Here is a 26,618-nt window from a genome sequence, read left to right as displayed (position 1 = left end):
TGACGAGGAGTCGACGATGACCACCACCTCTGCGCTCCTGGCGACCTACCCGCTCCACGAGGGGGCGGGCACGCCGGTCCTGCTGCTGCACGGCTTCCCGCTCGACCACCGCATGTGGGCGGCCGCGGCACAGGCCCTGCCCGAGGGGGTGCGCGCCATCGGCGTGGACCTGCCCGGCCAGGGCCACTCCGACCTCGGGGGTATCCCGCCGCGGCTCGAGGACGTGGCCGACGCCGTCCATCGCACCATGCGCGCGCAGGGCGAGGGAAACGCGGTCGTGGTCGGGCTGTCGATGGGTGGCTACGTGGCGCTGGCCCTGGCCGAGCGGCACCCGGGGTTCGTCGTCGGGCTCGGGCTCGTGGACACCAAGTCGACGGCGGACCTCGACGCGGCGCGGGCCAACCGGCTCCGGATCGCGGACCTCGTCACCGAAGGCCAGACGCTCGACCCGGTGCTCAGCATGCCCGGCGCGCTGCTCGGCACCACGAGCGCCGAGCAGCGCCGCAACCTCTTCCCGCTGCTCGAGTCCTGGATCCGTGCGCAGTCGCCGTCGGGCGTGGCCTGGGCGCAGCGTGCGATGGCCGCGCGGCCCGACCGCACCCCCGTGCTGGAGACGTTCGACGGCCCCGTCGCGGTGGTGGTCGGGGCCGAGGACCAGGTGACCCCGTTGGTCGAGGCCGAGCACATGGTGCACGCGGCGCGCGACGGCGCGCTCACCGTGGTCCCCGCTGCCGGCCACATGAGCGCCGTCGAGGACCCGGCCACCGTCGCGGCCGCGATCGGCCTGCTGCACCGGCGCGTGGCCGAGCGCACCAACCCGCCCCGGTGGCCCTGGCAGTACCGGCCGGCGTCGACCCGCTGACGAGACGCCGAGGGCCCGCCACCGGATCGGTGGCGGGCCCTCGGCGGGGTGCGGCGCTCAGGCCTTCGAGGCCGCAGGCGTCTCCTTCTCGGCGCCGGCGTCCGTGTCGGCGGCGTCCTCCGGCTGCACGGGCTCGCTCGGCGTCGGCTCCTCGTCGGCAGCCTCCTCGGGCTCCTCCGGGGCAGCCTCGGCGACCGGCTCGGCCTCGACCACCGGCTCCGGCGGGGGGCCGGGGACGTCCGCGACGACGACGGGCTCGGCGACGGCGGCGGCGGGCGCGGCCTTCTCCGCGCCGAGCAGGCCGCGCAGCTCGTCGAGGTAGGAGTTGATCGAGTCGTGCCGCCGCGTGAGGTCCTCGAGCTGCCGGGTCGCCGTGGTGCGGTGGTGCTCCGCCTCGGCACGGGCGTCGTTCACCATCTGCTCGGTGAACTCGCGCGCCTCGGAGACGATCCCGTCGGCCGTGCGGCGGGCGTCCGCCACGAGCGCCTTGACGTACGCGTCCGACTCCGCGCGGACCTTCTCCGCCTGCTGCAGCGCCAGGGCGACGCGCTGCTCGGCCTCCGCGGCGTGCTCCTCGGCGGCGCGCACGAGCAGGTCGGTCTCCTGCCGCGCCGTCTCGTGCCGGGCGGCGGCCTCGTGCTCCACCTGCTCGCGGCGCTGGGCGATCTCGAGCTCGGCGTCGGCCAGCGCGGCGCGGGCCTGCTCGCGGAGCTGCTCGAGCTCGGTCGTGACGGCGTCGGACGCCTCGGCCGCGTGGTGCTTGGCCTCGGCGACGATGCGGGCAGCCTCGCGACGGGTGCGCTCGAGCAGGTCGGTCGACTCGCGGTCGGCCTCCTCGCGCAGGGCGGCGGCCTCGGCGGCGGTCTGCGCCCGCTGCTGCGCGGTGTCCCGCTCGGCGGAGACCCGCAGCTCGGTGGTCTCGCGCTCGGCGGTGGAACGCTGGACGCCGATCTCGCGCTCGAGGGTGGCGCGCCGCTCGCTCTCCTCCGCGGAGAGCGTGGAGGTGATGAGGGCGGCCTCGCGCTCGGCAGAGCCGACCAGCTCCTCGGCGCGGCGCTGGGCGGCGAGGAGCGTGCCCTCGGCCTCCGCGGCCGTCGTGGACCGGATCTCCTCGGCCTCGCGGCGTGCGCTGCCCAGCAGCTCGGAGGCCTCGGACTCCGCGCGGGCGCGCACCTGGCCGGCGGACAGCTTGGCTCGCGCCATCACGTCGGCGGCCTGCTGGTTGGCCTGGGTGAGCACCTCGGTGGACTGCTCCTCGGCGGACCGCAGCAGCCGCTCGACGCGGGAGCCGAGCCCGGCGTACGACGGCTTCTCGTTCTCCCGGAGCTGGCGCTGCACCAGCGCGAGCTCCGAGGAGATCTGCATGGCGCGCGCGTCGGTGCTCTCGACGTTCCGGCGGGCCTCCTCGAGCGCCTGCTCGAGTCGGGCGATGTGACCGTCCACCTGGGTGCGGTCGTAACCGCGCATGGTGATCGGGAAGAGCGTGCGCTCGTCGGACACGTGCAGACCTCCGTACATGGTGGGTGCCCCGGCCTCGCCAGGATAGTGGTGGGGGCAGGACGCCGATACTCGGGACATTCTTGCCCTCGCGGGACGAGTCGGACATCTTCCCACGCCGGGTCGGTGCGGCGCGACGGCGTCGCCCCGGCAGTGTTCCATGGGTCGTGACGGCGCGCAGGAGCCGGGGCGCGCCCGCAGCACGCAAGTCGTGAAGGGTTCGTGAACCGCACCCTGCCAGGACGGTCACATGGACGGAGCCCGGCCTGCCGTCCCTATGCTGGACTGTCCACGTCGAAGGGAAAGCTCGGTGCTGCAACGCATTCTGGGCGGTGTCCTGGTCCTCCTCGGACTGGTCGCCGCCGCGCTCGGTGTCGCCTCCGCCACGGTCTGGCGCGACACCGACACGGTGGTCGCCACGGCCACACCGACCGGTGACGGCACGTTCGTCGTCACCGATCCCGGTGTGCTCGGACTCGTCGGAGGCGACGTCACGGTCAGCGCGTCCGTACCCGAGGGGCAGAAGGTCACCCTGGCCGTCGGCCGGGACGTCGACGTCGCGGGATGGGTCGGCAACGACCCGTACTCGCGCGTGACGGGCCTGAGCGACTGGGAGAACCTCGCGGTCACGGCGGGTGAGCCCGCCGACGCCGACGCGGAGACCAACGAGGCGCCGAAGTCCGGGCCCGACCCCGCCGGGTCGGACATGTGGGTGGCCGAGGCCAGCGACGAGAACAGCGTCACGCTGCGCTGGAGCGACCGCCCCGGCCGTTGGACGCTGCTCGCCGCGGGTGTCGGGGAGGGCGCGCAGGCGCCGACCCTCGAGCTCACCTGGCCGCGCAGCGTCAGCACGCCGTACCTGTGGCCCGGCGTCGGGGTGGGCGCGGCGCTGGTCCTCATCGGCGCCGCTCTGCTCGTCGTCGGCGGCCGGCGGGCCCGCGCCCGCCGTGCCGACGAGGCGGACATGGCTGACACGGCCGAGCAGGGGTCGCGCGACGAGACCGGCACCGACCTCCACGGCGACGGCCCGCCTGCAGCCGGCCTCGGGAGCCCTTTCGCCCCGGTGCGTCCGGGGTCGGCGGGCGCCGACGCGGCGGCCCCGGTGGACGGCGCGGCCGCGCCGGGCGGGCTCGTGGCGGGCGAACCGCTCGACCGCCCCGCCCACGACGACGGCACCGCGCAGGACGACGGCACCGCGCAGGACGACGGCACCGCGCAGGACGACGGCAGCGCGCGTGACGCCGCCGGCACGGCGGAGGTCCCCCTCGCGAGCCGGCTGCTGCGCCGGTCGCGTCGCCGGCAGCGCGAGGACGTCGTCGCCGACCCGGCCGCACCGGCCGTCGAGGAGGGCGCGGCGCCGTTCGGCGGCGTCGCCGCTCCCGCACCCGTCCCCGCCCCGGCGGTGCCGGTCCCGGCGGAGCCGGTGGCGGCGGACCCGTCGCCGCACGACCCGGTGCCCGGGGAGCCCACCACGGCCACCGGTGCCCTGCGCATGACGCGGCGTGAGCTGCGCGCCCAGGAAGAGGCCCGGCGGGTCGCCGAGCAGGGCGGGATGACCCGCATGCTGCGCGCCATCACGGGCTCGATCCCCGCGGTGCGCCCGCAGCAGGGCGTGCCGGTGCCCGAGGAGGGCGTCACCCGCCCCGACACGTCCACGCCCGCGGGCCGCGCCGCCGCCTGGCGCGCCACCTGGGGCTTCGGCGACACCTCCCGGACCGGGCAGGCCGCCGACCCGACCGACAGCTCGACCTCCGCAGACGGGGAGAACCGATGAACCGCCGAACCACCCGCGGCCTGGCCGTGGCGAGCGCCGTCGTCGTCTCGACGACGCTGCTCGCCGGCTGCGCCGACGAGCTGCCCCAGCCCGTGCCCGGCGAGGCGTTCAGCGGGCCCGTGCTGACCGAGGAGCAGGACACCCAGGTGTTCACCGCGGTCGCGGACACGGTCAAGAAGGCCGACAAGGCCCTCAAGGGCAAGGACCTCAAGCCGCGCGTCACCGGGCCGGCGTACGAGGTGCGCACGAGCCAGCTGTCCGTGGCCAAGGAGCGGGACAACGCGGAGTTCGTCACGGACATCCCGAGCGAGTCCCAGCAGATGGTGATCCCGACCACCGAGGGCTGGCCGCGCACGAGCTACTCGATCACGACCAGCACCGAGGACCTCGAGACGCCGCGCCTGGTCGCCTTCGAGCAGGAGACCGCGCGCTCGGACTACAAGATGTGGGCCTGGACACAGCTCATCCCGGGCGTGGCGATGCCCGCCTTCGCCGACGCCGGCATCGGGTCGGAGGCCGTGGCCGCCGACGACGACACGCTCGCGGCGTCGCCCACCGACGCGCTCGCGCAGTACGCCGACCTGGTCACCCTGGGGGCCAAGAAGTCGTCCTTCGCCAAGGGGTTCGACCTGCCGGACGGCGACCTGGTCGCGGCGGTCGCGGCCGACGCGGCGGCGTGGAAGGAGGTTCCCGGGTTCGAGGAGTCCGGGACCAAGTACACGCAGAAGTACAAGGCGCGCAAGGACGAGGTGCGCTCCGTCCGCACCGCCGACGGCGGGGCGCTCGTGATGGGCGTCCTCGACGGCCAGACCACCGTCGAGGCGGAGGACGAGGCCAAGGTGCCCGCACTGTCGGAGACGCAGAAGGCCCTGCTCGGCGACGCCGGCGAGTCGAACGTGCTGAAGACCGAGTACACCGACATGGTCGCGCTGTACGTCCCGGCCAAGGGCTCCGACGAGAAGATCCGGCCGCTCGGCTACTCGCACGTGGCGACGGCGGCCTCCAACTGACGCTCGCCTCTTAGGATGGCGCCCATGACCAACCCCACGCCCGACCCGACCTTCAGCACGCGTGGCGCCGTCGACCTGTCGGCCCTGAACCGCCCCCAGTCGCCGCCCCCGGGGGAGCCCGGCGGCGCGCCGTCGGCGGAGGGCTACGTGCTGGACGTCACGGACGCGAACTTCCAGCAGGTGGTGCAGGACTCGACCACGTACCCCGTGGTCATGCTCCTGTGGATCCCCACCGACAAGGCGAACGCCGACCTCGCCGAGCTGCTCGGGCGGCTCGCCCACGAGTACGCCGGGCGCTTCCTGCTCGGCCGCCTCGACGCCCAGGCCTACCCCCAGGTGGCTGCGGCCTTCCAGGTGCAGGGCGTGCCGACCGTCGTCGCCGTGCTCCAGGGTCAGCCGCTGCCCCTGTTCCAGGGCGCGGCGCCCGAGGAGCAGGTCCGCGGCGTGCTCGACCAGGTGCTGGCCGCGGCCGAGCAGAACGGCGTCACCGGGCGCGCACCCGCCCAGGGCGGCGACGGCGAGGAGCTCCCCGAGGCCGCCGAGGAGGAGCCGGTCGAGGAGCCGCTGCCGCCGCTGCACCAGGAGGCGTACGACGCGATCGAGCGCGACGACCTGGACACCGCCGTCGCCGCGTACGAGAAGGCGATCAAGCAGGACCCGAAGGACTCGCTCGCGGTGGCGGGGCTCGCGCAGGTGCGGCTGCTGCAGCGAACCCGCGGCGCCGACCTGCAGGTCGCACGCACCGCGGCGGCGGACGCTCCGGCGGACGTCGACGCCCAGCTCGCGGTGGCGGACATGGACATGCTCGGCGGCAAGGTCGAGGACGCGTTCGCCCGCCTGCTCGAGCAGCTGCCCGGCGCCGACGCCGACACGAAGGAGCAGCTGCGCGTGCGGCTCGTCGAGTACTTCGAGATCGTCGGCCCTACCGACCCGCGCGTGGTCAAGGCCCGCCAGCGCCTGGCGATCAGCCTCTACTGAGCGCGCCCGTCGGTCGAGCCTGTCGAGACCCGGCTCTGGGTTTCGACAGGCTCGACCGGCGGCGGTGGGCGTGTCCGCAGGCTCAGCCGGCGGCGGGACGGAGGACCAGCGCAGCCAGCGGCGGCACGCGCAGCGTGACGGAGTGCCGTCGCCCCTTCCAGGGGACGTCCTGGGCGTGCACCCGCCCCAGGTTCCCGACGCCGGAGCCGCCGTAGTCCAGCGCGTCGGTGTTCAGCGACTCGTCCCAGGCGCCGCCGTCCGGCAGCGCGAGGCGGTAGCCCTCGTGCGGCACGCCGGCGAAGTTCACGACCACGACGGCGGGGCTGCCGTCGGCCGCCCGCCGCACCCACGACAGCGTGTCGTGGTCGGCGTCGTCGGCGTCCAGCCACTCGAAGCCGCCGGCGTCGAAGTCCCGCTCCCACAGGGCGGGCGTGTGGCGGTAGAGGGCGTTGAGGTCGCGCACGAGGTGCTGCACGCCCGCGTGACCGGGCGTCTCGAGCAGCCACCAGTCGAGGCCGGAGGCCTCGTCCCACTCGGCGTCCTGCGCGAACTCCTGGCCCATGAACAGCAGCTGCTTGCCGGGATGGGTCCACTGGTAGGCGAGGAACGACCGCACGCCTGCGAGCTGCTTCCACCGGTCGCCGGGCATCCGGCGCAGCAGCGAGCCCTTGCCGTGCACCACCTCGTCGTGGCTGACGGGCAGCACGTACTGCTCGGAGAAGGCGTAGACCAGCGAGAACGTCAGCTCGTGGTGGTGAAAGCGCCGGTACATCGGGTCGTGGGCCACGTACCGGAGCCCGTCGTTCATCCAGCCCATGTTCCACTTCAGCCCGAAACCGAGCCCGCCCGCGTCGGTGGGCCGCGTGACGCCCGGAAAGGCGGTGGACTCCTCGGCGATCATCATGACGCCGGGGGAGCGGCGATAGGCCGTGGCGTTCGCCTCCTGCAGGAACGCGATCGCCTCGAGGTTCTCCCGGCCGCCGCGCACGTTGGGCTCCCACTCGCCGGGCTTGCGCGAGTAGTCGAGGTAGAGCATCGACGCGACGGCGTCCACGCGCAGGCCGTCCGCGTGGAACTCCTCGAACCAGTACGTGGCGTTGGCGACGAGGAAGTTGCGCACCTCGCGGCGGCCGAAGTCGAAGACGTACGTGCCCCAGTCGGGCTGCTCGCCGCGGCGCGGGTCGGCGTGCTCGTACAGCGGTGAGCCGTCGAACCGGGCGAGGGCGAACTCGTCGCGCGGGAAGTGGCCCGGCACCCAGTCGAGGATGACGCCCACCCCGGCCTGGTGCAGCCGGTCCACGAGGTACCTGAAGTCGTCCGGGTGGCCGAACCGCGCCGTCGGCGCGTAGTAGCCCGTGACCTGGTACCCCCACGACCCGCCGAAGGGGTGCTCCGCCACGGGCAGGAGCTCGACGTGGGTGAAGCCCTGCTCGACCACGTACGCCGTGAGCTCGGTGGCCAGCTCGCGGTAGCCGAGCCCTGGCCGCCACGAGCCGAGGTGCACCTCGTACACGCTGATCGGGCCGCCGTGCGGGTCGCGCGCGGCCCGCGTGGTCAGCCAGTCGTCGTCGCCCCAGGCGTAGGCGGAGTCGACGACGACGGACGCCGTCGCCGGCGGCACCTCGGTGCCCTTGGCGAGCGGGTCGGCCTTGGCCCGCCACACGCGGTCGGCGCCCAGCACCTCGAACTTGTAGCGGCTGCCCGCACCCACGCCGGGCACGAAGAGCTCCCACACCCCGCTCGCGCCGAGCGAGCGCATCGGGTGCACCGTGGTCCACCGGTTGTGGTCGCCCACCAGCCGCACGCCGCGCGCGTTCGGTGCCCAGACGGCGAACGCGGTGCCCTCGACGTCGCCGAGCGCGCTCGGGTAGCGGTGCGGGTTCGCGCCGAGCACCCGCCACAGCTCCTCGTGCCGGCCCTCGGCGATCAGGTGCAGGTCCATCTCGCCCACGGTGGGCAGGAAGCGGTAGGGGTCGTCGACCGTCTGTACGTCGTCGTCGTACCGCGTGCGGACCCGGTAGTCCGGCGCGTGCCTGACGCCGCCCGCGTCGGCGCCGGCCGGCACCACGGCCTCCCAGACGCCCGCCGCCGCGTGCCGAGCCGGGTGCTCGCCGTCCGGCGTCACGACCACCACCTCGTCGGCCAGCGGCCGCAGCACCCGCACGGCCGCCCACGCCCGGCCGTCCGCGACGTCGTCCAGCAGGTGCGGGCCGAGCACGGCGTGCGGGTCGTGCAGGGTGCCCTGCGCGAGGGCGGTCAGCACCTCGGGGTCGACGGGCGGCGGTGACGGCGTCATGCGCACACGATTCCACGGACGAGGGACCGTCGCGTCCCGGCGCGCGGCCAGGCTCCGCGACCGCGAGGAGGTCCGCGAGGCATACCATCCTCGACGGGAAGGAGAGCGAATGGCGCGGATCACGATCGCGGACATCGCCCGGCAGGCCGGGGTGTCCACGGGTGCGGTGTCCTACGCCCTCAACGACCGGCCGGGCGTCTCCGACGAGACCCGGGCACGGATCCTGGGGGTCGCGGCGGAGCTGGGCTGGGTGCCGAGCCAGGCCGCTCGCGCCCTGTCCGGCGCGCGGGTGGAGACCATCGGCCTCGTGCTGGCCCGTGCCCCCGAGACGCTGGGCTTCGAGTCGTTCTACATGCAGTTCATCGCCGGCATCGAGCAGGTCCTCACGGAGCGGTCGTACGGCCTCCTGCTGCAGGTCGTCCCCGACATCGAGGGCGAGGTCCAGACGCACCGCCGGTGGCACGCGGCTCGCCGTGTCGACGGGGTGATCGTGGTGGACCCGCGCCGGGACGACCCGCGCCTCGTGGCGCTGTCGGGTCGTGACGCGCTGCCCGCCGTCGTCGTGGGCGACCCGGAGTTCGCGGGGAACCTGCCTTCGGTGTTCACCGACGACGCCGCGGCGCTGCGCGAGTGCGTGGGCTACCTCGCCGGGCTCGGGCACCGCAGGATCGGCCGGGTCTCCGGCACGGAGGGCTTCGGGCACACGACCATCCGCGACCTCGCGTTCGACGGTGAGGCGGCGCGCGCGGGGGTCGTCGCCCGGGTGGCGCGCGCCGACTTCACGCCGGACGCCGGCGCCGCCGCCACGCGGTCCCTGCTGGACACCGACGACCCCGTGACGGCGGTGATCTACGACAACGACGTCATGGCGTTCGCCGGGCTCGGCGTCGCGCACGAGCTGGGTGCTCGCGTGCCCGAGGACGTCTCGCTGGTGGCGTGGGACGACTCGCCCCTGTGTCAGGCGGCGTACCCCCAGCTCACCGCGCTGAGCCACGACGTGACGAGCTACGGGGCGCACGTGGCCCGGCGGCTGTTCGAGCGGATGGCGGGGGCCGAGGCGCGGGCGTACCGCGACTCGACCCCCACCCTCACGGTGCGCGGGAGCACCGGACCGCCGGCTACGCGGCGGTGAGGTGCAGCACGAGCGCCTGGACCGGCCAGAGCGTCGGCAGCTGCAGGCCGACGTCGGCGAGCGCCCCGCCGGGGAGGGTGACCGGGCCGTCGCCGAGCCAGCTCGGCGTGACCCAGCCCCAGCGTGACGCGCCGATCTCGTCCCGCAGCCGCACGGTGTAGCGGCGTCGCGGGTCCAGCCCCTCGATGCGCAGCCGCTCGGCCAGGGCCTCCTCGAGGGAGGCGACGGTCGCGACGACGACGAGGGCCTCCGACCGGTCCTGCGCGACCACGGTCCGCACCCGCAGGGCGGGGTCGGTCGTGTCGGGGTGGCGCACCGTGCCCGAGTGCAGGAGCCCGCGCAGCTCCTTGTAGAGCGTGGCGAAGGCCGCGATCCGGGCGGTCTCCTCGGCGTCGCAGCCCAGGAGGTCCCACTCGAAGCCCGCGGACCCCTGCAGCGACGCGGCGATCCGGTAGGACAGGTCGGTGGCCCGCCCGGACGAGTGCGCCGGCGAGGGCCCGACGTGCGCGCCGATCAGCTCCGGCGGCAGCACCAGCTCGGTCCACCGCTGGATGTCCTGGCGTTCCACGGGGTCGTTGGAGTCCGAGGCCCACACCCGGTCGGTCCGGGCCAGCATCCCGAGGTCGGTCCGGGCCCCGCCCGAGGAGCACGACTCGATCTCCAGGCCGGGGTGGTCGGCCTTGAGCCGGTCCACGAGCCGGTACGTCGCGAGGGTCTGGGCGTGCGTGCCGGGCACCCCGTCGTGCACGGGCTCCACGAGGTCGCGGTTGTGGTCCCACTTGACGAAGTCGATGCCGAGGCGGCCGATCAGGGCGGACATCTGCCCGCGCACGTGCTCCCATGCGTCGGGGTTCGCGAGGTCCAGCACGTACTGGGTGCGGAAGGACACGCCGTCGGGCGACGGCACGGACGCCGGGTTCCCGAGGATCCATTCGGGGTGGGTCCGTGCGAGGTCGGAGTCGAGGTTCACCATCTCGGGCTCGAACCACAGCCCGAACTGCATGCCCAGCCCGTGCACGAGGTCGGCGAGCGGTTCCAGGCCGTCGGGCCAGACGTCGCGGTCGACCACCCAGTCGCCCAGGCCCCGGGTGTCGTCCCGGCGGGCGGGGAACCAGCCGTCGTCGAGGACGAAGCGCTCGACACCGACGTCGGCCGCCCGCTCGGCGAGCGCGGTCAGCCGCTCCGGGTCGTGGTCGAAGTACACGGCCTCCCACGTGTTGAGCACCAGCGGCCGGGGCGTCCGCGGGTGCTGGGGGCGTGCGCGCAGCCAGGTGTGGAACCGGGCCGCGATGCCGTCGAGGCCGCCGTCCGACCAGGCGAAGTACGCCGTCGGCGCCCGGTACGACTCGCCGGGTGCCAGGCGCAGCTCGCCCGGCCGCAGCAGCTCGCCCGCCCCCAGCAGCGGGACGTGCTCGGTGACGCGGTCCACGCGGTGTCGCACGTCGGCGCTCCAGCCCAGGTGGATCGCCCACACCCGGCCGTCGCCGGCCCGCGGTACCCCCTCGGAGGCGAGCGTCACCCACGGGGCGTCGTGGCCGCCGCGACCGCGCCGGGACTCGCGCACGGTGCTGCCGCGCGGCATCTCGGTCGTGAGGGGCGACTTCTCCCGGGTCCAGCGGCCCCCGAACGTGGTGAGGTGGTCGGCGCTCCTGGGCACGGGCAGCGTCGCCTCGAGCCAGGCGACGTCGAGGAGGTCGGCACCGTCGTTGACGATCTCGTGGTCGAGCAGCACGACGCCTCCGGCCCCGATCTCGAGGCGGGTGCGCAGGGTGAGACCGCCGTCGGGGTCGGTGGCGGTGACGACCGCGGTCGCGTCGTCCGGCCGGTCGGTCTCGCACTGCCAGCGCGGGTAGACGGGGGCGCCGGCGCGCGAGAGGAGGAGGGCCGGGCGTCCCGACCAGCCGTCGGACTCCTGCGGGAGGAGCGGCAGCCGCCAGGCGGCGTCGAGCGTGCCGGGCGGAGTCTGACGGCTGGTCGCCTGCAGGAGGGCGGCGAGGCCGGCGTCGTCGAGCGGGCCGAGGTCGGCGCCCCAGTGCACGACGGCCGGGAGGCCGGCTCCCGGCAGGTGGAGGACGAGGGCGGTCCCGTCGCGGTGCAGGACGGCGTTGTCGGTGGTCACAGGGCTCCGATCGTTGCGGGGTGGTCGTCGGGCAGCCGGGGCCTCGTGCCCGGCCCGCCCACGGGGACGGTGGTGTCGGGCGTGCCGCGCAGCACGGTCAGGGCGCCGCCGACGGCAGCGACGGTGGCGACCTGGCCGGACAGCTCGACCCGGGGCGGGCTGAGGGTGCGGCCGAGCGCGTGCTTCTCGAGGGCGGCGGCGACGACCCGGCGGTAGAGCGGCCCGGCCGTCGCGAACGCGGGGCCGGCGAGCAGCACCGTGTCCACGTCGAAGAGGTTGACGAGCACGGTGGCTGCCTGGCCGACGCGCTGCGCGGAACGGGCGAGCAGGTCGGCGGCGTCCGGGTCGCCTCCTCGCCAGGCGCGGGCCACGCGTTCGAAGTCGGCGAGCGTGTCCTCGGACCGCCCGTGCACGCCCCATCGGCGGGCGGGCTCGCCGTGCGCGAGCGCCCGCGCGACGACGGCCGCCGGGCCCGCCTCGGCCTGGGTGCAGCCGCGGTTGCCGCACACGCAGGACGCCCGGGCGCCGGGCAGCGGGACGTGCCCGATCTCGACGGCGTTCGAGGCGCGTCCCCGGTAGGCGACGCCGTCCACCACGACGGCCCCGCCGATCCCCGAGGCCATGTAGACGAGGCCGAAGGTCTCGGTCCCGAGGTGCTGGGTCCACAGCTCGCCCACGGCCGCGGCGGTCGCGTCGTTCTCCAGCAGCACGGGCAGCCCGAGCCCGGCGCCGAGCCGCGCCGTCAGCGGGTACTCCTCCCACGCCGGCGTGGGCTGGGCGGTGAGGAGCACGCCCCGGCCGCGGTCCTGGGGGCCGTGGGTCACGAGCCCGACGCCGAGCACGCGGTCGCGCGGCACGCCGGCGCCGGCGAGCAGGTCGCCGACGTGGTCGATCAGCGCCGCGACCGTCCGGTCGGGGGAGCGGTGCCCGGAACCCCGCAGCCCGGTGCTGGCGACGGTCGCGCCGGCGAAGTCGACCACCACCACCGTGGTGGTGGTCAGGTCCACCTGGATCCCCACGGCGTACCCGGCCTCGGCCGTGACGCTCAGGAGCCGTCGGGGCTGGCCGCGGCCGCGCTGCTGGACCCCGGTCTCGTGCACCAGGCCGAGGTCGAGGAGCCCTCGGACGACGTGGGTCACGGTGGGCGAGGTCAGGCCCGAGAGCCGAGCGAGCTCGACCCGGCTGATCGTGCCGCGGGTGCGGACAAGGTCGAGCAGACGGCGCGACGAGACGACCTGCGTGACGCCGTCCAGCAGCATGGATCGCCCCCTCGCGACGAGTGATCTAGAGCACTTGACCGGTTAAGTTCGGTGTGGCAAGAATACACACCGAGCGCCGACGACGGCGCCGCTGGCAGCCGGCTCTGGAGCCGGCTCGAGAAAGGACCGCAGATGTTCCTCACGTCAGGAATCCGTCGGCGCGGCACGGTGCTCGCCGGCGTCGCGGCCCTCGGTCTCGCCCTTGCGGCGTGCTCCGGGGGCGGCTCCAACGGCAACCCGGGTGGCTCGGACGGGGGCGCGAACAGCACGCTCGTCGCCTACACGGGCCAGGCCGGGGACTACCAGATCAACTTCAACCCGTTCTCGCCCTCGAAGATCGGCGGGCTCGGGACCATCTACGAGCCCCTGTTCTTCTACAACAAGGCCGAGGTGAGCGACCCGGTGCCGCTGCTCGGCACGGAGCAGGCGTGGAACGACGACGGCACCGAGCTGTCCGTCACCCTGCGCGAGGGGGTCACCTGGAGCGACGGCGAGCCGTTCACGGCGAAGGACGTCGCGTTCACGTTCACGCTCCTCAAGGACAACCCGTCGATCAACAGCGGCGGGTTCGACGGCACCGCGAAGGCCGTCGACGACACGCACGTGACGTTCACGTTCGACGAGCCGGCGTTCGTCAAGGGGCCGGACGTGATGAATACGCCGATCGTCCCCGAGCACCTGTGGAAGGACGTCAACCCGGTCGAGGACGTCATCGAGAAGCCCGTGGGCACCGGCGCCTACCTGCTCGACGACTTCAAGCCGCAGGCGTTCACCTACAAGGTCAACCCCGACTACTGGGGCGGTGCGCCCGCGCTCACGAACATCCGGTTCCTGTCGCTGTCGGGCAACCAGGCCGGTGCCGACGCGATCGCGGCCGGCACGGTCGACTGGCAGACCGGCCCCATCCCCGACATCCAGAACACGCACCAGAACTTCCCGAGCTACGACGCGTACACGCAGTGGCAGAACCAGATGGTGCTGTCGACCTGCTCGAGCGCGGAGATGGGCTGCGAGGGGCCGCAGACGGACCCGGCGGTCCGCAAGGCGCTGTACTACGCGATGGACCGCACCCAGCTCAACAAGCTGGCGTTCATGGAGACGGCGAACGAGATCTCGCCCGTCTTCACGCTGACGCCCGGCCAGGACGCGTTCGTCTCGGACGCGGTCACGGAGAAGGTGGCCCCGATGGCCGCCGAGCCTGACAAGGCGGCGCAGGCGCTCGAGGACGCCGGCTGGGCGAAGGGCTCCGACGGCATCTACGCCAAGGACGGCGAGAAGCTCACGCTGACCGTCGAGGTCGTGACCGGGTGGACGGACTACATCACCGCCCTCGACACGATGGCCTCCCAGGCGAAGGCGGCCGGTATCGACCTGCAGACCGCGCAGTCGTCGTGGAACGAGTGGACGGAGAAGAAGGGCTCGGGCAAGTTCGAGCTCGCCATCGACTCCCTGTGGCAGGGCCCCGCGCCCGACCCGTTCTACCTCTACAACTACTTCTTCGACTCCGGCTCGGGGGCGAAGGTCGGCAAGTCGGCGGGGAACAACTACTCGCGGTACTCCGACCCTGAGGTCGACAAGGCGCTCGACGAGCTCGCCAAGCTGCCGCTCGACGACGCCGCGGCGCGCCAGCCGTACTTCGACACGATCCAGGAGCACGTCTTCGAGGACATGCCGTACGTGCCGATCCTCACCGGCGGCACCACCAGCGTGTGGAACACGGCGAAGTTCAGCGGCTGGCCGTCCGACGACGATCTCTACGCCTTCCCGGCCGTGTGGTCGGCGATGGACGCGGCCGAGATCTTCAAGAAGATCCAGCCGGCCGGCTGACATGTCCCGAGTCGTCGTCCCCGAGGAAAGCACCCTGCCGTGAACTACTTCCTGCGCAAGATGGGCTTCTACGTCGTGGCGTTGTGGGCCGCGCTGACGTTGAACTTCGCGATCCCCCGGCTCCTGCCGGGCAACCCGGTCGACATCCTGCTCGCCAAGCTGCAGCAGCGCGGCGGGACCGTGACGCCCGAGACCCGTGAGGCGTACGCGCTCCTCCTCGGGGGCGACGACTCCCAACCGCTGTGGAACCAGTACGTCGACTACCTGAACAACCTGCTGCACGGCGATCTCGGCGTGTCGGTCAGCTACTACCCGGCACAGGTCACCGACGTCATCGCGCAGTCGCTGCCGTGGACGGTGGTCCTCGTCGGCATCGCCACCGTCATGGCGGCCGTCCTGGGCGTGACGCTGGGGGCCTTCGTCGGGTGGAAGCCCGGGACCTGGCTGGACTCGCTGATCCCGGCGACGACGCTGCTGGCGGCCGTGCCCTACTTCTGGCTGGCGCTGATCCTGGCGTACTTCCTCGCCCGGGTGCTCGGCTGGTTCCCGCTGCAGGGTGGCTACGACGTCGTCCTGGACCCGGGGTGGAACGCCGAGTTCATCGCCTCCGCGATCCACTACGGCGCCCTGCCGGCGCTGACGATCGTGCTGGCCTCCGTCGGCGGCTGGCTGCTCGGGATGCGCAACATGATGGTCTCCACCCTGTCCGAGGACTACGTCCTCACCGCCGAGGCCAAGGGCCTGTCCCCGCGCAAGGTGCTGCGCTCGTACGCCTCGCGCAACGCCGTGCTGCCGTCGGTCGCCGGCTTCGCGATCTCGCTGGGCTTCGTGGTCTCGGGCTCGGTGATCACCGAGCAGGTGTTCTCCTACCCCGGCATCGGCGGACGGCTCCTGGGGGCCGTGACCAACAACGACTACGCGCTCATGCAGGGGCTGTTCCTCGTCATCACGCTCGCCGTGCTCGGCGCGAACCTCGTGGTCGACATGCTGTACGGCCTGATCGACCCGCGCACCCGAGCCCGGTCCTGAAGGAGGCCCCGTCATGACGAACCTGAGTCCTGCGAACGAACCGTCCCTCGTGGACGAGACCGAGGCCGCGGAGGTCGCGCGCGACCGGGCCGGCGACGCGCCGCGCTCCGGCTGGCGCATGCTGCTGCCCACGATGACTCCCTGGCTGGTGATCGGCCTCGTGCTGGTGGGAGCCATCACGCTCTTCGGCATCTTCGGCCCCTACCTGGTGGGCGACCCGCGGCAGATCCGCGACATCGGCCTGACGCCACCCTCGGGCGACTTCCTGCTCGGGACCACCCAGACCGGCCAGGACGTGCTCGCGCAGCTCGCGTACGCCACGCGCGGGTCGCTGCAGATCGGCCTGCTGGTCGGCGTCCTGGCCACCGCCCTGTCCGCGTTCTTCGGCATCTACGGCGCCTACCGCGGCGGCTTCGCCGACGAGGCGTTCTCGCTGCTCTCGAACGTCTTCCTGGTGATCCCCGGGCTGCCGCTCGTGATCGTCATCTCCGGCTTCGTGCCGCGCGAGAGCCGCGGACTGTGGACGATCGCCGTCGTGCTGGCGGTGACGAGCTGGGCCGCGTCGGCGCGGGTGCTGCGCGCCCAGACCCTCTCGGTGCGCCACCGCGACTACGTGGCGGCGTCGAAGGTCTCGGGCGAGAAGCCGTGGCGCGTCATCGTGGTGGAGATCCTCCCGAACCTGCTGCCCGTCATCGCCTCGCAGTTCGTCTTCGCGGTCATCGCGGCGATCCTCGGCGAGGCCGGGCTGTCGTTCATCGGGCTGGGGGCGTCCAACTCCGCGACCCTCGGCACGATGCTCTTCTACGCGCAGAACGGCTTCGCGCTCTCGCTCGGGGCATGGTGGTGGTTCGTGCCGCCGGGCCTGATGATCGCGCTGTTCGGCATGGGTCTGTCGCTCATCAACTTCTCGATCGACGAGATCATCAACCCCAAGCTCAAGAACCTGCGCCAGCACCGCAAGCGGGCCCGCAAGGCCGCCCGCCTCGAGCGCGAGCTGGCTCGCGCGACCCGCCGGTCGCGCCCGCAGGAGCCCGACGCGGTCCGTGCGGACCGCGCGAAGGAGGTGTCCACGCGATGACGACCACCCTGCTGCAGGACGAGGGGACCACCGCCCGCGGTGGCCGGACGGAGCCGGTGCTCACCGTCTCCGACCTCACGGTGGTCTACGAGGTCGAACGGCCCGTCACCGCCGTGAAGGACGCGAGCCTGACCCTGCACCGCGGCGAGATCCTCGGCCTGGCCGGGGAGTCCGGCTGCGGCAAGACGACGCTCGCCTACGCGGTCAACCGGCTGCACCGCCCGCCGGCACGGATCGCGTCGGGGAGCATCACCTTCCACGACCGCGACGGCTCCGACGTGGACGTGCTCGCCCTGGAGGACTCCGCGCTGCGGGCGTTCCGCTGGGACAAGCTGTCGATGGTGTTCCAGGGCGCGATGAACGCCCTCAACCCCGTGACCACCGTGAAGGCACAGCTGCGGGACACGCTGCTGGCCCACCGGCCGCGCACGTCGCGCGCCGAGGTGCGGCGGCGGTCGGAGGAGGTGCTGACCCGCGTCGGGGTGGACCCGCGCCGCCTCGGCTCGTACGCGCACGAGCTGTCGGGCGGCATGCGCCAGCGCGTCATGATCGCGATGGCGATGCTGCTCGAGCCGCAGATCATGATCATGGACGAGCCGACGACGGCGCTCGACGTCGTCGTCCAGCGCGACATCCTGCGCGAGATCGTGCGCCTGCGCGACGAGCTCGACTTCGCGGTCGTGTTCATCACCCACGACCTGCCGCTGCTCCTGGAGATCAGCGACCGCATCGCGGTCATGCTCGAGGGCGAGATCGTCGAGCTCGACACCGCCCAGCGCCTGTACCGAGACGCGCGCCACCCGTACACCCGCAAGCTGCTGGGCTCGTTCCCGAGCCTGTCGGGGGAGCGGGGCGGCTTCATCCGCAGCGGCGTCGACGACTTCGCCGAGCCCGCCGGCGTCCCCGAGGAGGACCGAGCATGACCCGCGTCCACGTGTCCGACCTGGTCAAGGACTACTCGATCCGCTCGGGGCTGCGGCGGTCGCGGCTGCGCGCCGTCGACCATGTGAGCCTTGACCTGGTCCCCGGCCGCACCGTCGCCCTCGTGGGGGAGTCGGGCTCCGGCAAGTCGACGATCGCGAAGATCCTCACGCGCATGGAGAAGCCGACGTCGGGCACGGTCGACGTGCGCCTCGACGACGACACCCCGGTCCAGGGGTCGCTCTACCGGCGTCAGGTGCAGATGGTCTTCCAGGACCCGTTCGCGTCGCTCAACCCGTTCCACTCGATCGAGCACCACATCGCCCGCCCGCTGCGGATCCACCAGCGCACGCACACGGCGACCGAGACCCACGAGCGGGTGGTCGAGATGCTCGAGCGGGTCAACCTCACGCCCGCCGAGGACCTCACCTCGCGCCGGCCCCACGAGCTGTCCGGGGGCCAGCGCCAGCGCGTCGCCATCGCCCGCGCGCTCGCCCCGGGCGCCCAGGTGCTCATCGCCGACGAGCCCGTGTCGATGCTGGACGTGTCGATCCGGCTCGGCGTCCTCAACCTGCTCGGCCGCCTGCAGCGCGAGGACCGCCTGGCAGTCCTGTACATCACGCACGACCTCGCCACGGCCCGGCACTTCTCGGACGAGATCGTCGTGCTGTACCGGGGCCGGGTCGTCGAGCGCGGTCCGGCCGACGCCGTCATCCTCGACCCGCACCACGACTACACCAAGCTCCTGGCGATGGCGGCGCCCGACCCCGAGCGGGTCGACCGGGTGACGCTCACCCAGGAGGGGACGGACCGCGGCGCGATCGACAACAGCGTGTGCTTCGACCACTTCGTGGGCGAGTGGCAGGAGGCGGGCGTCCCGGCGGCCCGGGCGCGGCGCGAGGCCGCCCCGCGGAGCGTGTCGTGACGGCCGCCACGCCCGGGGCGACGGCGCCGTGGCCGACGGACGGGCTGTCGTACGGCGGCGACTACAACCCCGAGCAGTGGCCGCGCGTGGTCTGGGACGACGACGTGCGCCTGATGGCCGAGGCGGGGGTCAACCTCGTGACGCTCGGCGTCTTCGCGTGGGGCACCGTCGAGGTCGCGGACGACGTGCGGGACTGGTCGTGGCTGGACGACGCGATCGGGCTGCTGCACGCGCACGGGATCGCCGTGGACCTGGCCACCCCCACCGCGGCGCCGCCGAGCTGGCTGCTCACCGCGCACCCCGGCATCGCCCCGGTGCTCGCCGACGGGTACCGCGAGCCGGCCGGCGGGCGCAACGCCTGGTGCCCCGAGTCGGAGGTGTACCGCCGGTACGCGTTGCGGCACGTCGACGCCCTGGCCCGCCGGTACGGGGACCACCCGGCCGTGCGCCTGTGGCACGTCGGCAACGAGCTCGGCGGCGGCAACGCGCGCTGCTACTGCGACGACTCCGCGGCGGGGTTCCGGCGCTGGCTGCACGCCCGGCACGGCAGCCTCGAGGCCGTGAACGCGGCCTGGGGCACGGCGCAGTGGGGGCACCGGTACGGGGCCTGGGAGGAGATCATGCCGCCGCGCGGGCGGCACGGTGCCCCCAACCCCGGGCTCTTCCTGGACTTCGAGCGCTACTCCTCCGACGCGCTGCTGGCGCACTACCTGGCGGAGAAGGAGGTCCTCGAGCGGCACTCCGCCGTGCCCGTCACGACCAACCTCATGGTCGGTGCCGGGGCGCAGGTCGTGGACTACGCGTCGTGGGCCCCGCACACGGCCGTCGTCGCCAACGACCACTACACGCTGGTCGGCGACCTCCCCGCCGGTGTCCGTGAGCACGACCTCGCCCTCGCCGCGGACCGGATGCGCGGCATGTCCCCGGGGCGGCCGTGGCTGCTGATGGAGAGCTCGACCGGCGGCCCGAGCTGGCAGCGGCGCAACCGCGCCAAGGATCCCGGGGAGATCGTGCGCCACTCGCTCGGGCACGTGGCCCGAGGCTCGGACGGCGCGATGTTCTTCCAGTGGCGCGCGTCGCGGGCCGGCGCCGAGCAGTTCCACTCCGCGATGCTGCCGCACGCCGGCACCCGTTCGCGCGTGTGGCAGGAGGTCGTGGAGCTCGGCGGGCACCTGCGCGCGCTCCAGGAGGTCGCCGGCACCGCCGTCGAGCCCGCGCGCGCCGCGATGATCGTCGACGACGCCGCGGGCTGGGCCCTCCAGCACGGCCTGATGCCGCACCGCGAGCTGTCCTACGGGCGGGAGCTCGGCGCGTGGCACCGGGCCCTGTGGGACCGGCAGGTGCTGTGCGACGTCGTGCCGCCGGGCACGGCGCTGGACGGCTACGACCTCGTCGTCGTCCCCACGCTGATGGTCGTCGACGACGACACGGCGGCCCGGGTCTCCGCCGTCGTCGCTCGTGGCGGCACCGTGCTGGTCACCTACCTGTCCGGGGTCTGCGACGCGCACGGCCAGGTCCGCACGGGCGGCTTCCCCGGCGCGTTCGCCGACCTGCTCGGCGCCTGGAGCGACGAGTTCTACCCGCTCCAGGACGGGCAGGCCGTCGGCCTGGACGACGGCGGCGAGGCGGCGGACTGGACCGAGCGCGTCCACCTCGACGGGGCGGAGGCGGTGGTCCGGTACGCCACGAGCTCGCTCGCCGGCGGGCCGGCGGTGACACGGCGGCGGCACGGCGGCGGGTCCGCCTGGTACGTCTCCGCCGCGCTCGGCGCCGACGGCGTCGGCCGCGTCGTCGACCACCTCCTGGCCGAGTCGGGCGTCCCGCGCGTGCTCGAGGCGGCGCCCGGGCTGGAGGCGGTGCGCCGCCGGCGCGACGACCGCTCCTACCTCTTCCTGCTCAACCACACGGACGACGACCAGAAGGTCGCCGCCGCCGGGTACGACCTGCTGTCCGGGGCGGACGTCGGACCTCTGACGGTCGTGGCCGCGGGCGGCGTGCGCGTCCTGCGCGAACCGCGCCGCCCGGCGCCCGGCTGAGCCACCTGCGACCCTGGCCGGACCAGCACCGGCAGCACCCCGCGAACTCCCTGCGAACCACGAAGGACTCCTCCATGACGTACCTCCCCTCGACCTTCCGCGCCCTGCACCAGGGGTGGAGCCTGACCGCCGCGGAGCCGGCGTCCGACGCGCCGGACGCCGTGGCGCCGGCGCTCGCGGCGGGGATCCCGGCCGTCGTGCCTGGCGAGGCGCACCTCGACCTGCACCGTGCGGGCCTGATCGACGAGCCGTTCGACGGCGACAACGAGGCGGCGCAGCAGTGGATCGGCGACACGTCGTGGCGGTACGCGACGACGTTCGACTGGCAGGCCGGCGACGCCGCGCGGCACGACCTCGTGGCCCTCGGCCTCGACACCGTCGCGACCGTGCAGCTCAACGACGTCGAGCTGGGGCGCACCCAGAACATGCACCGGTCCTACCGGTGGGACGCCCGCGACGCGCTGCGCGAGGGCAGCAACTCCCTCGTCGTCACGTTCGCCGCCCCGGTGCCCGAGGCCCTGGCCCGCGCCGAGCGGGACGGCGAGCTGCCCTCGACCAACCACCACGAGTACAACCAGCTGCGCAAGATGGCGTGCTCCTTCGGCTGGGACTGGGGCATCGACGTCGCCGGCGCCGGCATCTGGAAGCCTCTCGGCCTCGACTCCTGGTCGGGGGTGCGCGTCGCCACGGTGCGCCCGCTCGTCGACGTCGTGCCGGGGGCGGAGGGAGCGCACGACGGCGTCCTCACCGCGCACGTCGAGATCGAGCGCGACGGCGTCGCGGCGGACGGCGACGTGCCGCTGCGCGTGCGCCTGACCGGCCCGGACGGCGAACGGCTCGACGCCACGGGCACGGTGCCCGCCGGGCAGGTCGAGGGCGTCGTGACCGTCCGCGTGCCGGGCGTGCGCCGGTGGTGGCCGGTCGGCCACGGGGACCAGCCCCTGTACGGCGTCGAGGTGACCGCGGCGCACGGCGCCGACGCCGCCCGCTGGACCGGGCGGGTCGGGTTCCGCACGGTGGAGCTGGACACCGCCGCGGACGAGGCGGGCGCGCCGTTCCTGCTGAAGGTGAACGGCGAGACCGTCCTCGTGCGCGGGGCGAACTGGATCCCTGACCACGCGTTCCTCACGCTGATCGACCGGGACCGGTACGCGCGCCGCGTGGACGACGCGCTGGAGGCGAACGCCAACCTGCTGCGGGTATGGGGAGGCGGCATCTACGAGTCCGACGACCTGTACGACCTGGCCGACGAGCAGGGCCTGTTGCTGTGGCAGGACTTCCCGTTCGCGTGCGCCGCGTACAACGAGGACGAGCCCATGCGTTCCGAGGTGGAGGCAGAGGCACGGGAGAACGTCACCCGGCTCAGCCCGCACCCGTCGCTGGTGATCTGGAACGGCAACAACGAGAACACGTGGGGCTCGGTCGACTGGGGCTGGGCCGGCCGGCTGGGCGGGCGGCCGTGGGGCGACCTGTACTACCGCGAGCTGCTGCCCGGCGTGCTCGCCGAGCTGGACCCGACGCGCCCGTACTCGCCGGCGAGCCCCTACTCGTACGGCGACTACCGGCACCCGAACGACGAGCGCTACGGCACCATGCACATCTGGGACGTGTGGAACCGGGAGGACTACTCCGTCTACGCCCGCTACGCGCCGCGGTTCCTGTCGGAGTTCGGCTTCCAGGGTCCGCCCGCCTGGTCGACGCTCATGCGCGTGGTCCACGACGAGCCGCTCGACCCGTTCGGGCACCAGATGCTCGTGCACCAGAAGGCGCACCTGGGCAACGCGAAGCTCGAGCGCGGCTGGAAGGGGCACCTGCCCGACCCGGCCACGATCGAGGACTGGCACTGGACGACGCAGCTCAACCAGGCGCACGCCGTGCGGTTCGGCATCGAGCACGTCCGGTCCCTCACCCCGCACAACACGGGCTCCATCATGTGGCAGCTGAACGACAACTGGCCCGTGGTGTCGTGGGCGGCGGTCGACCACGACGAGCACCGCAAGCCGCTCTGGCACGCCCTGCGCGCGGCGTACGCGCCGCGGCTGGCCACCTTCCAGCCCCGCGTGTCCGAGCAGGCGCGGGCGGCGGCGTGGGAGGGGCTGGCGGCGGAGCCCGACACCCTCGCGCTCGTGGTGGTCAACGACACCGGCGAGCGCCTCGCCGGGACGTGGACCGTCACCCGCGAGGCGCTCGACGGGGCGGTGGTCGCGAAGGCGACCCTGGAGGTGGACGCGCCGGCCCGCGGCGCCGCCACCGTCGTGGTGCCCGCGGACGTCGCGACGTTCGCGGAGCCCGGCGCCGAGGTGCTCGTGGCCACGGCGGACGCCCCCGGCACCGGGGTCGCCGACGCCCTGCGGCACGGCGCCGAGGTGGTGGACCAGCGCCTCGACCCGCGCCCGCTGAGGATCGAGACGTCGCCCGTGGACGGCGGCTGCGAGCTGCGGGTCACCGCCACCTCGCTGGCGCGCGACGTCTTCTGCCATGCCGACGTCGTGGACCCGGCGGCGCGCGTCGACGCCGGCCTGGTCACGCTGCGGGCCGGGCAGAGCACGACGCTGCGGATCACGTCGCCCGCGGGCGGCGACCCGGCGGCCTTCGCCGCCGCCGTGCGCTGCGCCAACGACCTGCGCTGAGCGCGCCTCCGCCCGGGTCGCGCCTCGGCGGGACGCCCGCCGTGCCCGCTCAGCGGGTGCGGCGGGCGCTCTCCAGCACCCGGTCCACGGCGGACAACGGGATGTGCACCCACGTGGGCCGCTGCCGGGTCTCGTAGACCACCTCGTAGAGGGCCTTGTCGAGGACGAGGGCGGCGAGGGCGGCGTCGGCGGTCGGCGGGTCGAGCTCGGGGGCGCGGCGGGTGCCCGGGCTCTGCAGAGCCGCAGGGGCGGCTGACTGGCGGTAGCGGCCGAGGAAGGCGTGCACCGCCTCCGCCTCCCATGACGGGTCGGGAGCCCCACCGACGGCCGCGGCGTACGCGAACGAGCGGATCATGCCCGCGACGTCGCGCAGCGGGAGGTCGGGTGCGGCGCGCTCCTCGGCGGGCCGCTGCGGCTCGCCCTCGAAGTCGAGCAGCTTCCACCCGGTCTCCCCGTGCAGCGCCTGGCCCAGGTGCAGGTCGCCGTGGACGGTCTGGAGGCGCAGCCGCGGCAGGCGGCCCTGCAGGTCGTCGAGGAGGGCGTCGATCGCGGGGGCGCGCGCGGCCAGGCCGGGCGCCTCGGCGACGGCGAGCACCGCCCGGTCCCGCAGCCCCGCGACGAACGTCGCCGGGTCGAGCAGGGGGCCCGGCGGCATCGCCTGGACCAGCACCGTGTGCAGCTCGGCCACGACGCGGCCGAGGTCCGCCGCGAGGTGCGCGAACGACTCGCCGCGACCGGCGTGCTCGCAGGCCAGCTCGAAGCCGTCGCGGGCGTGCGGCACCAGCTCGCTGAGCACGGCGAGAGCGGTGGTCGTGCCGGGGTCGGTGGTCACCTGCACGGCGCCGAGGAACCGTGGTACGCCGTCCCAGCCGGCGCGGGTCAGGGCACGAGGGACCACCACGTCCGGGTGCGGACCCGGGGTCACGGTGCGCAGGATCTTGAGCATCCCGCCCGTGCCGTCGGGGGAGGGCGCGCCCGGGAGCACCACGCTCGTGTTCGACTGCTCGCCGGCCACCACGTGCCCGGCTGCGGTGAGGGCGCGGCCGTCCACGCCGTCGCCCACGCCGGCCGCGCGCAGCAGCGTGAGCCAGCAGGCGGGGTGGGCGCCGCCGTCGTGCACCGCGACGTCGCCCGCGGCGGTGCGCAGCTCGGTGATGAAGCCCGGGCCGCGCGCGGCCGGGTCGGTGAGCACCAGCGGCACCTGCGCCACCACCTCGCCGCCCGGCACGCCCGCGCCGCGCAGGCGGACCAGGAGGACGACGACGTCGGCCCCGTCGCCGTCGTCCCCGCCGCCCGAGGCGTCGTCGTCGAAGGTCACCGCGAGCCACGGCTCGACCCGCACCCCGGCGGCGCTCGCGCCGCCCGCGGGGAACCAGCGCCGGCCCGGCAGCCAGGCCGCGAGCAGGTCGCCGACGCTCGGGTCGGGGGCGCCCACGGCCGGCCGCACGGCGCTCACGCCGGCTCGCCCCCGGGGTCTCCGGCGGCGGACGGCGGTGTCAGGAGCAGCCAGTAGAAGTCGCGCGAGCCCCACGTCATCGTCACCGCGCCGTCGGGGCCGACGTCGGGGAAGCGGGCGCCGCCGAACAGGTCCGTCAGCGACCAGCCGGCGTGGCCCGTCAGGTGCACGCGCGAGGACCGGGCCGTGGCGGACAGGTTCGCCGCCACCAGCAGCGTCTCGGCCGGCGTCGTCCGGACGAAGGCGAAGACCGCGTCGTCGTCCGCGGACAGGGCCGTGAACCCGCCGGAGCCGAACGCCGGGTGCAGGCGCCGCACCGCGAGCATGCCGTGCACCCAGTGCAGCAGCGACGACGACTGCGCGAGCTGGGCCTCGACGTTCGTGTGCTGGTAGTGGTGCACCAGCGACTGCACCAGCGGCAGGTACAGCTGGCCGGGGTCCGCGGTGGAGAAGCCGGCGTTGCGGTCCGGCGTCCACTGCATCGGGGTGCGCACCGCGTCCCGGTCGGGCAGCCAGATGTTGTCGCCCATGCCGATCTCGTCGCCGTAGTACAGGCAGGGGCTGCCCGGCATGCTCAGCAGCAGGGCGTGCGCGAGCTCGATCTCCTTGCGCGAGCTGTCGAGCAGCGGCGACAGGCGCCGGCGGATGCCGATGTTGGCGCGCATGCGCGGGTCGGGGGCGAACCACCCGTACATCGCCGCGCGCTCCTCGGTGGAGACCATCTCGAGGGTGAGCTCGTCGTGGTTGCGCAGGAACGTCGACCACTGGCCGCCGGGCGCCGGGATGTCCGGGGTGTCGGCCAGGATGTCCAGCAGCGGGCGGGCGCGCTGGTCGCGCATCGCGTAGTAGACGCGCGGCATCACGGGGAAGTGGAAGCACATGTGGCACTCGGGCGCGTCCGCGGTGCCGAAGTAGTCCACCACCTCCTGCGGCCACTGGTTCGCCTCGGCGAGCATGATCCGGCCCGGGAACTCGTCGTCGATCATGCGGCGCACCCGGCGCAGGAACGCGTGGGTCTCCGGCAGGTTCTCGCAGTTGGTGCCCTCGGCCTCGAACAGGTACGGCACCGCGTCGAGCCGGAAGCCGTCCACGCCGATGCCGAGCCAGAACCGCGCCACGTCGAGCATCGCGTCCACCACGCGCGGGTTCTCGAAGTTGAGGTCCGGCTGGTGGTGGAAGAACCGGTGCCAGAAGTACTGCCGCCGCACCGGGTCGAACGTCCAGTTCGACGTCTCCGTGTCCACGAAGATGATGCGCGCGTCCTCGTACCGGGTGTCGTCGTCGGACCACACGTAGAAGTCGCCGTACGGGCCCTCCGGGTCCGACCGCGACGCCTGGAACCACGGGTGCTGGTCGCTGGTGTGGTTCATCACCAGGTCCACCACCACCCGGATGCCGCGCGCGTGCGCCGCCTCGATGAGCTCGGTGAAGTCCGCGACCGTCCCGAACTGCGGCGCGATCGACGTGTAGTCCGCGATGTCGTACCCGCCGTCCCGCAGCGGTGACGGGTAGAACGGCGGCAGCCACAGGCAGTCCACGCCCAGCCACTGCAGGTAGTCGAGCCGCTCCGTGATGCCGCGCAGGTCGCCCGTGCCCGCCCCGCCGGTGTCCGAGAACGCCCGCACGATGACCTCGTAGAACACGGCGGTGCGGTACCACTCCGGGTCGTCGGACAGGCCCGGCTTGTCCAGGGGCGGCGGCGTCGGCTGCGGCCGCGTCGGCAGCGCCTGCACCGGCACCTGGCGCGTGACGGGGCGCGGCACCTGGGGAGTCATCGGGGCCCCCTCAT

General features: G+C 74.0%; 18 protein-coding genes. 12 read left to right on the top strand and 6 right to left on the bottom strand.

What is annotated here, in order from left to right; genetic code table 11:
• The first annotated feature begins 16 nt into the window (after nt 1-16).
• On the top strand, nt 17-862 hold the full coding sequence (locus B5Y66_RS00465) for an alpha/beta fold hydrolase (RefSeq protein WP_079569569.1): 846 nt from the start codon (nt 17-19) through the stop codon (nt 860-862).
• A gap of 57 nt (nt 863-919) precedes the next feature.
• On the opposite strand, the gene B5Y66_RS00460 is transcribed toward B5Y66_RS00465, so the two are convergent.
• Nucleotides 920-2,362: a coiled-coil domain-containing protein gene (locus B5Y66_RS00460; protein WP_217700697.1), complete on the bottom strand. Its 1,443-nt coding sequence runs from the start codon at nt 2,360-2,362 to the stop codon at nt 920-922.
• 307 nt (nt 2,363-2,669) lie between these two features.
• On the opposite strand from B5Y66_RS00460, the gene B5Y66_RS00455 reads away from it, so the two are divergent.
• Genes B5Y66_RS00455 through B5Y66_RS00445 form a run of 3 tightly spaced genes read left to right on the top strand, consistent with a single transcriptional unit; the run spans nt 2,670 to nt 6,121 of the window.
• Entirely contained in the window at nt 2,670-4,133 is a 1,464-nt protein-coding gene (locus B5Y66_RS00455) for a hypothetical protein (RefSeq protein ID WP_079569566.1), read from the top strand.
• Nucleotides 4,130-5,143: a hypothetical protein gene (locus tag B5Y66_RS00450; protein ID WP_079569564.1), complete on the top strand. Its 1,014-nt coding sequence runs from the start codon at nt 4,130-4,132 to the stop codon at nt 5,141-5,143. The genes B5Y66_RS00455 and B5Y66_RS00450 overlap by 4 nt, the downstream gene beginning before the upstream one ends.
• A gap of 24 nt (nt 5,144-5,167) precedes the next feature.
• Entirely contained in the window at nt 5,168-6,121 is a 954-nt protein-coding gene (locus tag B5Y66_RS00445) for a tetratricopeptide repeat protein (RefSeq protein WP_079569561.1), read from the top strand.
• A gap of 82 nt (nt 6,122-6,203) precedes the next feature.
• Here the strand turns inward: B5Y66_RS00445 and glgB are convergent, their stop codons facing one another.
• On the bottom strand, nt 6,204-8,417 hold the full coding sequence (glgB, locus tag B5Y66_RS00440; RefSeq protein ID WP_079569558.1) for a 1,4-alpha-glucan branching protein GlgB: 2,214 nt from the start codon (nt 8,415-8,417) through the stop codon (nt 6,204-6,206).
• 109 nt (nt 8,418-8,526) lie between these two features.
• Here glgB and B5Y66_RS00435 point away from each other — a divergent pair, with 109 nt between their 5' ends.
• Complete coding sequence (locus B5Y66_RS00435) at nt 8,527-9,549, top strand: LacI family DNA-binding transcriptional regulator (RefSeq protein WP_079569555.1); 1,023 nt, start codon at nt 8,527-8,529, stop codon at nt 9,547-9,549.
• Here the strand turns inward: B5Y66_RS00435 and B5Y66_RS00430 are convergent.
• On the bottom strand, nt 9,536-11,668 hold the full coding sequence (locus tag B5Y66_RS00430; RefSeq protein ID WP_079569552.1) for an alpha-galactosidase: 2,133 nt from the start codon (nt 11,666-11,668) through the stop codon (nt 9,536-9,538). The two genes, B5Y66_RS00435 and B5Y66_RS00430, sit on opposite strands and share 14 nt — an antisense overlap.
• Entirely contained in the window at nt 11,665-12,927 is a 1,263-nt protein-coding gene (locus tag B5Y66_RS00425) for an ROK family transcriptional regulator (protein WP_079569549.1), read from the bottom strand. The genes B5Y66_RS00430 and B5Y66_RS00425 overlap by 4 nt, the downstream gene beginning before the upstream one ends.
• 132 nt (nt 12,928-13,059) lie before the next feature.
• Between B5Y66_RS00425 and B5Y66_RS00420 the strand changes: the two genes are divergently transcribed.
• From B5Y66_RS00420 to B5Y66_RS00390, 7 genes are all read left to right on the top strand, one after another.
• Complete coding sequence (locus B5Y66_RS00420; RefSeq protein WP_079569546.1) at nt 13,060-14,754, top strand: ABC transporter substrate-binding protein; 1,695 nt, start codon at nt 13,060-13,062, stop codon at nt 14,752-14,754.
• Nucleotides 14,755-14,793: 39 nt separating this feature from the next.
• The gene (locus tag B5Y66_RS00415) at nt 14,794-15,783 is read left to right on the top strand and encodes an ABC transporter permease (RefSeq protein WP_079569543.1); all 990 of its coding nucleotides are present in this window, start codon (nt 14,794-14,796) and stop codon (nt 15,781-15,783) included.
• Between the two features lie 13 nt (nt 15,784-15,796).
• Nucleotides 15,797-16,861, top strand: a complete 1,065-nt coding sequence (locus tag B5Y66_RS00410) for an ABC transporter permease (protein WP_079569541.1) — start codon at nt 15,797-15,799, stop codon at nt 16,859-16,861.
• Nucleotides 16,858-17,784 (top strand): ABC transporter ATP-binding protein, encoded by a 927-nt coding sequence (locus B5Y66_RS00405; protein WP_079569538.1) that lies wholly within the window; start codon nt 16,858-16,860, stop codon nt 17,782-17,784. The genes B5Y66_RS00410 and B5Y66_RS00405 overlap by 4 nt, the downstream gene beginning before the upstream one ends.
• Complete coding sequence (locus tag B5Y66_RS00400) at nt 17,781-18,707, top strand: ABC transporter ATP-binding protein (protein WP_079569535.1); 927 nt, start codon at nt 17,781-17,783, stop codon at nt 18,705-18,707. The genes B5Y66_RS00405 and B5Y66_RS00400 overlap by 4 nt, the downstream gene beginning before the upstream one ends.
• Entirely contained in the window at nt 18,704-20,743 is a 2,040-nt protein-coding gene (locus B5Y66_RS00395; RefSeq protein WP_079571527.1) for a beta-galactosidase, read from the top strand. The genes B5Y66_RS00400 and B5Y66_RS00395 overlap by 4 nt, the downstream gene beginning before the upstream one ends.
• A 74-nt stretch (nt 20,744-20,817) precedes the next feature.
• The gene (locus tag B5Y66_RS00390) at nt 20,818-23,373 is read left to right on the top strand and encodes a glycoside hydrolase family 2 protein (RefSeq protein ID WP_079569532.1); all 2,556 of its coding nucleotides are present in this window, start codon (nt 20,818-20,820) and stop codon (nt 23,371-23,373) included.
• Nucleotides 23,374-23,422: 49 nt separating this feature from the next.
• Here the strand turns inward: B5Y66_RS00390 and B5Y66_RS00385 are convergent, their stop codons facing one another.
• Both B5Y66_RS00385 and treS read right to left on the bottom strand, forming a co-directional pair.
• Nucleotides 23,423-24,829 carry an aminoglycoside phosphotransferase gene (locus B5Y66_RS00385; RefSeq protein WP_079569529.1) on the bottom strand — a complete coding sequence of 469 codons (1,407 nt, stop codon included), beginning with the start codon at nt 24,827-24,829 and terminating at the stop codon, nt 23,423-23,425.
• Nucleotides 24,826-26,604, bottom strand: coding sequence for a maltose alpha-D-glucosyltransferase (treS, locus tag B5Y66_RS00380; RefSeq protein ID WP_079569526.1), 1,779 nt, complete (start codon nt 26,602-26,604; stop codon nt 24,826-24,828). Before treS ends, B5Y66_RS00385 begins: the two co-directional genes overlap by 4 nt.
• Nucleotides 26,605-26,618: the final 14 nt, after the last annotated feature.

Origin of the sequence: Krasilnikoviella flava, from assembly GCF_900167525.1 — a bacterium.
GTDB lineage: Bacteria > Actinomycetota > Actinomycetes > Actinomycetales > Cellulomonadaceae > Isoptericola > Isoptericola flavus.
This window is presented reverse-complemented; position numbering and strand designations above follow the sequence as displayed.

Excerpts from the sequence above, each read along its gene's own strand:
- B5Y66_RS00465 (WP_079569569.1), top strand. The coding sequence starts at position 17 with ATGACCACCACCTCTGCGCTCCTGGCGACCTACCCGCTCCACGAGGGG.
- B5Y66_RS00450 (WP_079569564.1), top strand. The coding sequence starts at position 4,130 with ATGAACCGCCGAACCACCCGCGGCCTGGCCGTGGCGAGCGCCGTCGTC.
- B5Y66_RS00445 (WP_079569561.1), top strand. The coding sequence starts at position 5,168 with ATGACCAACCCCACGCCCGACCCGACCTTCAGCACGCGTGGCGCCGTC.
- glgB (WP_079569558.1), bottom strand. The coding sequence starts at position 8,417 with ATGACGCCGTCACCGCCGCCCGTCGACCCCGAGGTGCTGACCGCCCTC.
- B5Y66_RS00435 (WP_079569555.1), top strand. The coding sequence starts at position 8,527 with ATGGCGCGGATCACGATCGCGGACATCGCCCGGCAGGCCGGGGTGTCC.
- B5Y66_RS00425 (WP_079569549.1), bottom strand. The coding sequence starts at position 12,927 with ATGCTGCTGGACGGCGTCACGCAGGTCGTCTCGTCGCGCCGTCTGCTC.
- B5Y66_RS00420 (WP_079569546.1), top strand. The coding sequence starts at position 13,060 with ATGTTCCTCACGTCAGGAATCCGTCGGCGCGGCACGGTGCTCGCCGGC.
- B5Y66_RS00410 (WP_079569541.1), top strand. The coding sequence starts at position 15,797 with ATGACGAACCTGAGTCCTGCGAACGAACCGTCCCTCGTGGACGAGACC.
- B5Y66_RS00405 (WP_079569538.1), top strand. The coding sequence starts at position 16,858 with ATGACGACCACCCTGCTGCAGGACGAGGGGACCACCGCCCGCGGTGGC.
- B5Y66_RS00400 (WP_079569535.1), top strand. The coding sequence starts at position 17,781 with ATGACCCGCGTCCACGTGTCCGACCTGGTCAAGGACTACTCGATCCGC.
- B5Y66_RS00390 (WP_079569532.1), top strand. The coding sequence starts at position 20,818 with ATGACGTACCTCCCCTCGACCTTCCGCGCCCTGCACCAGGGGTGGAGC.
- treS (WP_079569526.1), bottom strand. The coding sequence starts at position 26,604 with ATGACTCCCCAGGTGCCGCGCCCCGTCACGCGCCAGGTGCCGGTGCAG.